Genomic DNA, 10,968 nt, shown 5'->3' on the forward strand with positions numbered 1-10,968 from the left:
GGCATCATCCAGCCGGCGCGCGGCCTTGACCCACACCGCGCCGCGGGCGCGGGCGGCAGTCCATTCCGCCTCGCCCGCCACGGTCTTCAGCCGCTGCACGAAGCGCGAGGGCACGCTCTGGGTGCCGCCCACCTTGGCGGCGAAGGTCAGCACCACCTCGGCGGCGCCGAAGCCCTGGGCGAAATCATGGGCGGACAGGCCGATGCGCCGCTCCGGCAAATCGAGCCCCAGATCGCCGCGCATGGGCCGGCTGAGCCAGGGGTCGGTCTCGGCGATGCGCGGCCAGCTGCCCTCGATGAGCGCGCCCAGCACCATGCGATCCACATGGATGAGGCGGGCTTCCAGCGGACCGAGGATGCGGATGCGCGCATGGGGCTCGGCCCGCGGGCGCACCATAGCGTCGGCGAACAGGGCGCCGGCCGCATCCGCATAGGCGGACAGGTCGAGGGCGGGGCCATCGTCCGCCGCTCCGTCCAGCGTCTCGAAGGTGCGGGCCAGCGCTGCTTCCGCCGCATCCTCCGCGTCGAGATCGAGGGGGCCGGCGGTCTCAACCCACGCGGCGCGGTGGGCGGCGACGAGCGCCGCAAGGGGCGCCGCGCCCCGCTGCACGCCGAGGGCCAGCAGCGGGCCGAGCGCCCGGTCGAGCCGGTCCACCAGATCGCGGGCGCGGTTGAGCGCCGCCTCCCCCATGCGCCGTCGGGGGTCGGCGCCGCGATAATCCTCCCGGTCGAAGGCGGCGATGGCGTCCTTCAACCCGTCGATGCCGGCGCGCGGACGCGGGCCGCGCAGGGCCACCAGTTCCAGCGCGGCCACCGCATCGGCCTTCGCCTCGGGCGCCAGCCCGAATTGCGCCAGAGGATGGGTGAGCAGCGCGAACAGGGGCACCGGCGCCAGATCTTCCGCCGCCGCCATGACGAGGAGGCCGGCGAGCCGCCCGGCGGGACTGTCGGCGAGCGGCGTGCCGGCGGAATCATCCAGCGCCACGCCGAAGCGCGCCATCTCCGCCGCCACCCGCCGCGCGAGATCCCGGTCGGGGGTGACGAGGGCGGCGGTCTCGCCCACCCGCTCCAGGCTGTCGCGCAGCAGCAGGGCGATGGCGAGGGCTTCGGCGCGCGGGTCGTCCGCCTCCACCACGCTGATGCCGGCCATGGCCGTGCCCAGTGCCGCCGGCGGCAGGCGGTCGGAGAGGCTGGCCCACAGGTCGGAGGTCTCGGCCTGCCGCATGGTCTCGCTCATCAGCCGCTCGCGGCCGAAGGGAGCGGGCGCGGCCAGCGGCAGCACGTCGCCGCGCGCCACGCCGAGGCGCGGCAGTAGCCGGGCGAGGCCATATTGCGGATGGTCCGGCGCCGCATCCCGCCCATCGGTGATGCGGGCGAAAGAGGCGGCGTCCAGATCCTGGTCGAGGCCCGGCAGCACCACGGCGCCCTTCGGCAGGCCGGCGATGGCGGCCAGAAGTCGGGCGGTGGCGGGCATGGAGCCGGTGGAGCCGGCTGCGATCACCGGGCCGGCGCCGCTCCCCAGGGAGGCGAGGCGGCGGGCTTCCGCGTCCACCAGCGCATCGCGCCGGGCGGCGGGCTCCACCAGTCCGGCCATGTCCAGATAGTCGGTGAAGGCGCGCCGGGCGATGCGCACGAAATCCAGCCCCACGCGGAAATAGCGGTCCAGCTCCTCCGGCACGAGGCCATCGAGGCCATCGACGGTCAGCCCCGCCGTGGTGAGGTCGTCGAACAAGGCGCCGAGGGCATCGGCGAGGGCGAAGGTGGCGGCGGTGCCGGCGGCCACTGCCTCCCGCCCGGCCGCCTTGGCGAGGGTGTCGCGCCAATGGGCCACCAGCCGCGCCAGCACCAGGCGGCGATGCACCGGCGCGATGGCGTGGGGCGCGGCCAGCACCGGCGCATCCTCGGAGAAGGCCAGCGCATCCTCGTCCACGTCGCCCAGCGGCACGATCTTCGGCAGCAGCAGCACCGCGCCGCCGGAGGCCTGAAGCAGCGCCTCGGCGAACAGCCGCCCGGCGCGGCGGGTGGGCAGGAACACCGTGGCGCCGGCCAGCGCCAGCGGATCCGCGCGCGGGGCGAAGCCCTCCACCAGCGTGCCGTCGAGCAGCGCCGTCGCCAAAGTCGGCAGGAACGGCGCCGAAGACGGGATGGTGAGCACGCGCGGCACGGCCGTCCCTTTCTGTCCAGATCATTGCTTCAACGCGTTTTCTTCACGCGAACCGGTGCCCACTTCGCTCGAAAAGCTTCTGGGCTCAGTCGCTGGACCTCTGGATCGCCTCTTCGGCGAGGGCGATGGCGTCGGGCGTGCCCACATGCATCCAGATGCCGTCGAGGCGCAGGCCGAACAGGCGCTCGGCCTCGGCGGCCTTGTCGAAGATGCGGTTGAGGGAGAAGGCGCCGTCGGGCGTGCCCTCGAACAGCTCCGGCTTCAGGATCGCGGCGCCGGCATAGACGAACGGGACGACGGTGCGCTCCGCCCGGCGGGACAGGCGGCCGAGCGTGTCCATCCGGAAGTCGCCCATGCCGTCATAGCCGATGGAATGGGCGGCCGAGGCGAGGAGCAGCAGCGCATCCATCCGCTCCGGATCAAAATGCTCCATCAGCCGCACCAGGTTCGGCCGCATGCCCTCGATCCAGATGGTGTCCGAATTGATGGCGAGGAACGGCTCCGGGCCCAGCAGCGGCAGCGCCTTGCGCACGCCGCCGCCGGTCTCCAGCAAGTCGCCCCGCTCGTCGGACAGGACGAGCTGCGGCGCGCCGCCCCGGGCCTTGAGGTGCGCCTCCAGCATGTCGGCATGGTGGTGCAGGTTGACCACGGCGCGGGGAATGCCGGCATCGGCCACGCGGTCGAGCACGTGATCGATGAGGGCGCGCCCGTAGACCTCCACCAGCGGCTTGGGCCTTGTGTCGGTGAGCGGGCGCATGCGCGTGCCCATCCCGGCGGCGAGCACCATTGCGGAGGAAATCCGGGTATCGGAAATCTGGGCCGTCGAAAGCCCGGCCTGTCCCTTGTCCGTCACGCGGCGAAATCCTTGGATGGCAACACCGCCTCGTACCACATCCGGAGCGAGCCGAGATCCTGGTGGCTGAGGCAGCGGGCAAGATGGCGGCGGATGCGCGACAGGTGGCGCAGGTAGTGCGGCTTGCCGTCGCGATCGTTGAGCCGGGTGAAGATGCCGAGGATCTTGGACGCCCGCTGCGCACCCATCAGCGCATAGGACCGCGCGAAGCCGCGCACGTCGAAGGTGGGATCGGCCTCGCGCCGCAGCTTCACGTAGTGGCTCACCAGTTGCAGCTCCAGCTCTTCCGGCACGTCCACCCGCGCGTCCTGCGCCAGCGAGACCACGTCATAGGCGGCCGGCCCCATCACCGCATCCTGAAAGTCGATCAGGCCCACCTTGCGCAGCCCCTCCCGGCCGGGCAGCCAGATGAGGTTGGGGGAATGGTAGTCGCGCAGCACCCAGGTGGGCGGCTCGGCGAGCACCGGGTTCAGCGCGCTGCGCCAGAGCAGGTGGAATTCCTCGCGCACCACGCCGTCGAGCCGGATGCCGCGGGCCGGCAGGTACCAGTCCAGCATCAGGTCGATCTCGGTGAGCATGGCCGCCACGTCATAGGTGGGCAGCGCCCGTTCCACCCGCGGCGCCACATTCAGCGTGCGCGGCAGGTTGCGGGTGTGGAGCGCGCCGAGCACCTCCATGGCCGCATGGTAGCGCTCGGGAACCGGCGCGGCCGGCGTGCCGGCGACGACACCCTCCCGCCCCAGATCCTCCAGCACCAGCAGGCCCGCATCGAGGTCGGCGGAATACAGCAGCGGAGCCGAGAGCCCTTGTGCCAGCAGAGCCCGGTCCATGGCCACGAAGGGCTTCACGTCCTCGGCCAGATGCACGAGCTGGCTATAGGGCAGGCCCCGCCGCAGGGGCGGCCCGTCCGGCTGGCGCGGCGCGTTCATCAGGATGGCGGAGCGGCCGGGCGCCACGAGGCGGGTATAGGAACGGCTGGAGGCGTCGCCCTGCAGGAACACCCGCTCGGCGGCGGCGAACCCGCTCTGCTCGATCAGGCCGTCGGCGATCTGGAACCGGTCGAGCCGGGCGCCAAAGCTGCCATGCCCGGTGAGGATCGCCACCCGCGCTTCCGGCCCGAGCCCCGCGCCAAAGTCGGTGCCGGCGGCGTGGAACAGCTCCACGTCGAGGCGGTCCGCCGGCAGGCGGTCGTCCGCCCGGTCCGGCCATTCCACCAGCAGCAGCGCGTTCTCGCGCAGTTCGTCCCAGCCCAGCTCGTCCAGCTCGTCGGTCTCGAGGATGCGATAGAGGTCGGCGTGCACCACCCGGCCGCGGGGAAAATCGTAGGAGATCAGGATCGGGAAGGTGGGGCTGGGCACGTCCACGCCGGCATCTTCCGCGAAGGCGCGGATGAGGGCGCGGGCGAACTCGGTCTTGCCCGCGCCGAGGTCGCCGGTGAGGGTGATGGTGTCCCTCGGCCCGAACCAGGTGGAGAGCCAGCCGGCAAGGCGGGCCGTCGCCGCGATATCCTGGAGCACGACGCGGCAGGCGACGGGCTGGCCGGCAAGGCGTTCGATGACGAGGCTCATTCGGCGGCCTCTCTCCGGCCTTCGCCGGACAAGGGAAAGATGCAGGTGGCGATGGTGCCGTGGGTGTCGCTGCCTTTGGCGTCCGGCCCGCGTCCGGCCGGCGCCACGGTGACGGAGCCGCCGTGGAGTGTCATGAACGAGCGCACGATGGCAAGGCCCAGCCCCACCCCGCGATGACGCGGGCCGGCATTGCGGCTCTCGAAGCGCTCGAACAGGGTGTCGGCCACCTCCGTGGGCACGCCCGGCCCCTCGTCCCGCACGGTGAAGACCAGCGCCCCGTCCCGCCGCACCACGCCGAGGCTCACCGTGCCGCCGGAGGGCGAGACGGCGATGGCGTTGGACAAGAGGTTGAACAGGATCTGCCGCACCCGCCGCCCGTCGGCGACGAAATGGCCCGCGTCCGGACCGATGCTGACCGCAAGATTCAGCCCCGCCTCCGCCACCGGATCGCGTACCGCCTCGGCCACGCCGAGCACGGTCTCGCCCACGTCCACGTCGGACAGGTCCAGTTCCATGGCGCCTGCATCGATGGAGGCGAGGTCGAGGATGTCGTCGATCAGCGCGCGCAGCTGGTCGGAGGACTGGCGCATGTGCTCCAGATAGTCCTGCTGGCGGGTATTGAGCGGGCCGGCGAGGCCGTCCCGCAGCATGTCCGCATAGCCCAGCAGCGTGTTGAGGGGCGTGCGCAGGTGGTAGGAAACGTGGCCCACGAAGGCGTTCTTCAGCTTGTCCGCCGCCTCCAGCGCCTCCGCGCGCTCGATCAGCGCCCGCTCCACCTTCACGCTGTCGGTGACATCGCGGAAGGTCACCATGGTGCCGCCGTCCGGCAGCGGCTGGGTGGCGCCGTCGAGCACCCGGCCGTCCGGGCGCTCGATGCGCAGGGTCACCGCCTCGCGCGGGCCGATGGTGGTCACCGCATGGCGGATGCGGGCGAAGGCGGAGGTCTCGCCATGGAGCGGCCGGCACAGGGCCGCCACCGCATCCACATGCGGTCGTTCACCCAGCGCGCGGGCCTCCAGCGACCACAGCGCGAGGAAGGCGTGGTTGTAGAGGTTGAGCCGCCCGTCCGAACCGAACACGGCCACCGCTTCCGCCAGCCCGTCCAGGGTCTCGCCCTGGATGCGGATGAGGCTGTTGTAGCGGCTTTCCAGCGCCACGTGCTCGGAGAGGTCGTCGAACAGATAGGTGACCCCACCTTCCGCATTGGGCGTGACCACCACCCGCAGCATCTGCCCGCCGGGCAGGTGCCACCAGTCGTTCACCGGCTCGATGGCGCGGTAGGCCTCGCGCAACTGGGCCCGCCAGCCACGGAAATCCGCCTGCTCGGGCACCTTGCGGCGGGTGCGCAGGTCTTCCAGGATCTCGCCTTCCGCCGGGTGCTGGTCGAGGAAGGCGGGGGAGAGGTCGAACAATCGCTCATAGGCGGCATTGTGGAACACCAGGCGCTCGTCGGCGCCGAAGATGGCCACCGCCGTGGTGAGTTGATCCAGCGTCCGGCGATGGGCGGTGACCGCCTGCTTCATCTCCGCCCGCGCGTCCTCCTCGGAGGTGACGTCGATGGCGATGCCGGCGGTGCCGAAGATGCCGGCCACCTCCACCACCTCCATCTGCCGCCGCTGCCCCTTGGTGACGGCCTTCACCCGCTGGCGGAAATGCCCGTCCGTCCCTTCCGCATTCGCGGCGGCGGCGCGGGTCTTGCCGTCGAGGAGGTCGAGGCCCTGCGTGCGCGCCTCCTCCGCCGAGGCGGCGCCTACCGCCGCCACGAAGGCGGGGTTCACATAAGACAGCGCGCCGTCCGCCCCCCGCAGCCAGGCCGGGGAAGGCGCGGCATCGAGCAAGGCGGCAAGCCCCGACGCCATCCCCGACGCCAAACCCGACGCCACTTGCCCCGCCTCATGCCCGGAGGCGGCGCCGGCCGCCGGCGCGAGCAGCAGGATGCCGGCGCCGGATCGGCTCTTGCCGTCGAGGCGCAGCGATCCTGTGGGCGTGTCGAGCGTCTGGGAAAAGGCACCGTCCTCCGCCCTCAGGCGGGCGAGCGCGGCTTCGAAAACGGTCGCGGCAGGGCCCAGTTCCGCGCGGAGCGTTTCAGGGGTGCGGCCGAACAGGTCGGCCGGCGCCTCCCGCCCCGTCCACAGCAGGAAGGCCGGGGCACCCTCGCAGAGCAGGACGCGGCAGGCCTGGGCCTCGGCCCGTGCGCGGGCGGCGGACGCTGCGGCATCGGCGGCGGCGCGCTCGGCGGTTTCGATGCGGCCACGCAGATCCGTCGCCACGCGATGGCTGCGCAAGGCGGCGAGGCCGGCGATGGCGGCGGCCGCCAGCCCCGCCACCGGCCAAAGCGCGCCGGCCGCGGTCACAGCTGTGTCCCAGCCGGCGGCAGCCGGGGGCACGAACAGGGTGGACGAGAGAAAGACCACGGCGAGGCCGGTGGAGGCGCGGCGGGCCGCGCCACCCGCCAAGGAGAGCCGACGCAGGTCCGCCATCAGGCGAGCGCCGCCTCGCTCACGCCCGCGCCTTCGGCGCGGAACGCCGCTGGTCCGGATGCGGTCCGCCATTCGCCCCGGTGTCCTTCCCCTGCCCGACGGGCGCCGCAGCTTTCCTCCGGCGCCCCGCGAATCATCTGTTCAGTCTACCGAAGGGGCAGCGGACGTTGAAGGGCGCCCCGGCCACGGCACACAGGCGCAATGCCACGTCGGCGGCGCCGATGCATCAAGCGAGCGCTCGGTGACCCCCCACGGTCCGGACGCAAAGCCGGCCTCCCCCTCTCCCCTTGCGGGAGAGGGGAGAGCGAGCGGGAAGGCCGGATGGGGAACCCGACCCTCCCTCTCCCCTTTTGCCCCTAGGCCAGCAGGTCGCGCAGGGTGAGGGCGACGACGAGGGTGGCCTTGTCGAGGTCGGACAGGAGCAGGTTCTCGTCCGCCCGGTGGCCGTTGGCCTCCTCGATGGTGTGGGGGCCGGCGCCGTAGAGCACCACCGGCACGCCGGCCTCGGCATAAAGGCGCGCATCGGTGTAGATCGGAACGCCGGTCTCCTTCACCTCTTCGCCGGTGACGGCAGAGGCGTTGCGGCACAGCACCGACGACAGCAGCTTCGTGCCCTCGCCCGGCACCAGCGGCCGCGCCAGCAGGATGCGCCGCACCTCCACCCGCGCCTTGGGGAAGGCTGTGGCGGCATCGGCGATCACCTTGCGCACTTCCGCCTCCACCGCTTCCGGGCTCTCGTCGGGGACGATGCGCCGGTCGAGGCGGAAGGTGACGCGGTCCGGCACCACATTGGTATTGATGCCGCCGGAGATGAGCCCCACCGTCAGCTGGGGCGAGCCGATGCCCGCCACCTCGGACACCTTGTCCTTCAGCGTGCCGCGATAGGCATAGAGCGCGGTGAGGATGTGGTTGGCCGCCTCCAGCGCGTCGATGCCGGTGAAGGGCAGCGCGGCGTGGGCCGACTTGCCGTTCACCTCCACCTCCAGGTGCAGGCAGCCGTTGTGGCCCACCACGACGCCATAGGTGAAGCCCGCCGAAAGGGCATAATCCGGCCTGGTGAGGCCCTGTTCGAGGATGAAGCCCGGCCCCACCTCGCCGCCGATCTCCTCGTCATAGGTGAAATGCAGCTCCACCGTGCCCTTGAGCGACAGGCCCGAGCGCTTCAGCGCGTCGAGGGCAAAGGCATAGGTGGCAAAGTCCGACTTGGAGACGGCGACGCCGCGGCCATACATGCGCCCGTCCACCACCTCGGCGCCATAGGGGTCCCTGGTCCAGCCCTCGCCGGGGGGCACCACGTCGCCATGGGCGTTGAGGGCGATCACCGGCCCGTCACCGAAGCGGTGGCGCACGATGAGGTTGGTCACCGAGATCATGCCCGCCGCCTTCACCCGCTCGGCCGGGACCGGATGGCGCTCCACCACATGGCCGAGCCCTTCCAGCAGGTCGGCGGCGCGGGCGGCATGGGGGGCGCAATCGCCCGGGGGATTGTCGGACGGCACCTTCACCAGCTCCGCCAGGAACGCATGCTGCGCGTCGGCGCGCTCGGCGATGAGGTGGCGCAGGGTGTCGGCGTCGGGGGTCGTCATGGAATTTTCCTTCACTTCTAAAGACTGTTTGATGTGCGCTTTCGACGCAAACGACAAGGCGCGATGGCCGGAGCCCAAACGCGGGCTCCGGCCATCGCGAGACGGGGGACCCGACCTTACTTGCCTGCCCCCCAGGCCTTCAGCACCTCCCGGTCTTCCTGCGACAGCTCAGTGATGTTGTTGGGCGGCATGGCGTGGGTGAGGGCGGCCTGTACGAGTATGAGGTGGCGGTTGCGGGCGATATGCTCCGGCGTGTCCAGCAGCACCCCGCGCGGGGCGACGGCGATGCCCTCATAGAGCGGCTCAGCGGCATGGCACATGGAGCAGCGGCCCATGACGATGTTCTGCACATCGTCCGGCACCTCCACCGGCGGCCCGCTCCGGGCGAAGGCCGTGCTCACCAGCGGCGGCAGGCCGAGGGCGGTGCGGCCCATGGGGGTCGTGGTGGCCGAGATGGCAATGGCGAGGATGAGGCACACCGCCGCCACCAGCCAGCACCAGGCCTTGTCGCCACGCCCGGCGTGCCGCTCGTTGTAGTAATAGCGGATCACCGTCCCCACCACCAGCGACAGCGCCACGATGACATAGGCATAGGGCGTGGAATAGGTGAGCGGATAGTGGTTGGAGATCATCAGGAAGACGACGGGCAGCGTGAAATAATTGTTGTGCCCGGACCTCAGCTTCGCGGTCTTGCCATAATAGGGGTCCGGAACCTGCCCCGCCTTCAGCGCCGCCACCACCTTGTGCTGGTTGGGGATGATGACGAAGAAGACGTTGCCGCTCATGATGGTGGCCATGAGCGCGCCGGTGTGGATGAAGGCGGCGCGGGCCGAGAACACCTGCTGGAACAGGAAGGCCGCCAGCACCACGCCGACGAACACGATGGCGCCCACGGCCACCGGATTGTTGCCGAGCTTCGAACGGCACAACTGGTCATAGGCGATCCAGCCCAAAGCCAGCCCGCCCATGCCGATGACGAAGGCGACGAACGGCTTCAGGTTCATCACCGCCGGGTCGATGAGATAGATGGACGACTGGTAGTAATAGATCCAGATCAGCAGGAAGAAGCCGGTGAGCCAGGTGGCATAGGACTGCCACTTGTGCCAGCCCAGCTCGTCGGGCAGGAAGCTCGGGGCCACCAGATATTTCTTCACTTGGTAGAAGCCGCCGCCATGCACCTCCCAGGCCTCGCCGCCCTTGCCGGCGGGGATGTCGGGGGTCGCCTTCAGGCTGGCGTCGAGATGCATGAAATAAAAGGACGAGCCGATCCACGCCATGCCGGCGATGATATGCGTCCAGCGCAGCAACAGGCTGCCCCACTCGTGAAGGATAGGTTCCATGTCCGTTCAGGTCCCGTAGCTGGAAGGCGAAGGCGCGTTTCCCTCGGAGCCCGCGCCGATGGGCCTGCATCGCAAGCCCATCGGATGACGCGGTCTCTCATGTGATTGTTGATCCGGGATCTTGCGGCGCCATTGGCCCCGCCGTCCCGCTTGCTTATCGTTGTGAGGGTTCAGGTCAAAGGACGCGGCATCGTGCTCGACAATATGAAGGCCTTCGCCATGTCGGTGGAGAGCGAGAGCTTCTCGGAAGCCGCGCGGCGGCTGCGCCTGTCCGCCAACGTGGTGAGCCACCGCATCCAGACGCTGGAGAAGCACCTGGGCTGCCGGCTGTTCAACCGCACCACCCGCCGCATGAGCCTGACCGAGCAGGGCCGCGTCTATTACGAGGCGATCACCGACGCGCTCCGCCTCATCGACGCGGCGGAGAGCAATGTGTCGGAGCTGGGCGCCCTGCCCCGCGGCGCGCTCAGGGTGACCGCCCCGCTCCATCTCGGCCGGCGCCTGGTGGCGCAGGTTTCGGCGCGTTACCAGGAGGCGCACCCGGAGATTGACGTGCGCCTGCGCCTCTCCGAGCACACCCTCGATCTCATCGCCGAATCCATCGACGTGGCGCTGCGCCTCGCCACCTTCGAGGATTCCAGCATGATCATGCGCAAGGTGGCGCAGGTGGAACGCATATTGTGCGCCTCCCCGGCCTATCTGGAGCGGGCGGGAGTGCCGCTGCGCCCGCAGGATCTGTTGTCCCACCAATGCCTGCTCCTGAGATTTGCCAGCCTTCGGGAACTGCGCTGGATGCTGACCGATGAGGGCCGCGACCTCGCCGTGCCCGTCACCGGGCGACTGGAGGCCGATGACGGCGACGTGCTGACGGTGTGGGCGCTCGAGGGGCGCGGCATCGTGGTGAAGCCCCGCTTCGAGGTGGCGGATGCGCTCGCCGAGGGCCGCCTGGTGCCGGTGCTTCAGGCCCACCCGCCCAAG

The 10,968-nt window shown here is 70.8% G+C and carries 7 protein-coding genes; 1 reads left to right on the forward strand and 6 read right to left on the reverse strand.

Annotated features, from left to right (window positions below; all coding sequences use genetic code 11):
• The 6 genes from addB to K9U41_RS19165 all read right to left on the reverse strand — a co-directional run.
• The coding region (addB, locus tag K9U41_RS19140; RefSeq protein WP_282642460.1) for a double-strand break repair protein AddB at positions 1 to 2,163 on the reverse strand (2,163 nt) is incomplete at its 3' end.
• An 85-nt stretch (positions 2,164 to 2,248) separates the two neighbouring features.
• Positions 2,249 to 2,950 carry a nucleotidyltransferase family protein gene (locus tag K9U41_RS19145; protein WP_282642466.1) on the reverse strand — a complete coding sequence of 234 codons (702 nt, stop codon included), beginning with the start codon at positions 2,948 to 2,950 and terminating at the stop codon, positions 2,249 to 2,251.
• Between the two features lie 62 nt (positions 2,951 to 3,012).
• Entirely contained in the window at positions 3,013 to 4,584 is a 1,572-nt protein-coding gene (gene tsaE / locus K9U41_RS19150) for a tRNA (adenosine(37)-N6)-threonylcarbamoyltransferase complex ATPase subunit type 1 TsaE (RefSeq protein ID WP_282642461.1), read from the reverse strand.
• A complete protein-coding gene (locus K9U41_RS19155; RefSeq protein ID WP_282642462.1) occupies positions 4,581 to 7,064 on the reverse strand; it encodes a sensor histidine kinase in 2,484 nt (827 codons plus the stop codon). Before K9U41_RS19155 ends, tsaE begins: the two co-directional genes overlap by 4 nt.
• A 356-nt stretch (positions 7,065 to 7,420) precedes the next feature.
• Complete coding sequence (locus K9U41_RS19160; RefSeq protein WP_282642463.1) at positions 7,421 to 8,650, reverse strand: ArgE/DapE family deacylase; 1,230 nt, start codon at positions 8,648 to 8,650, stop codon at positions 7,421 to 7,423.
• A 116-nt stretch (positions 8,651 to 8,766) separates the two neighbouring features.
• The gene (locus K9U41_RS19165) at positions 8,767 to 9,990 is read right to left on the reverse strand and encodes a urate hydroxylase PuuD (RefSeq protein ID WP_282642464.1); all 1,224 of its coding nucleotides are present in this window, start codon (positions 9,988 to 9,990) and stop codon (positions 8,767 to 8,769) included.
• Between the two features lie 192 nt (positions 9,991 to 10,182).
• Between K9U41_RS19165 and K9U41_RS19170 the strand changes: the two genes are divergently transcribed.
• Positions 10,183 to 10,968: LysR family transcriptional regulator (locus K9U41_RS19170; RefSeq protein ID WP_282642465.1), on the forward strand; the 786-nt coding region annotated here is incomplete at its 3' end.

Source organism: Xanthobacter autotrophicus, from assembly GCF_029991245.1.
In the GTDB taxonomy this organism is placed as follows: domain Bacteria; phylum Pseudomonadota; class Alphaproteobacteria; order Rhizobiales; family Xanthobacteraceae; genus Xanthobacter; species Xanthobacter autotrophicus_C.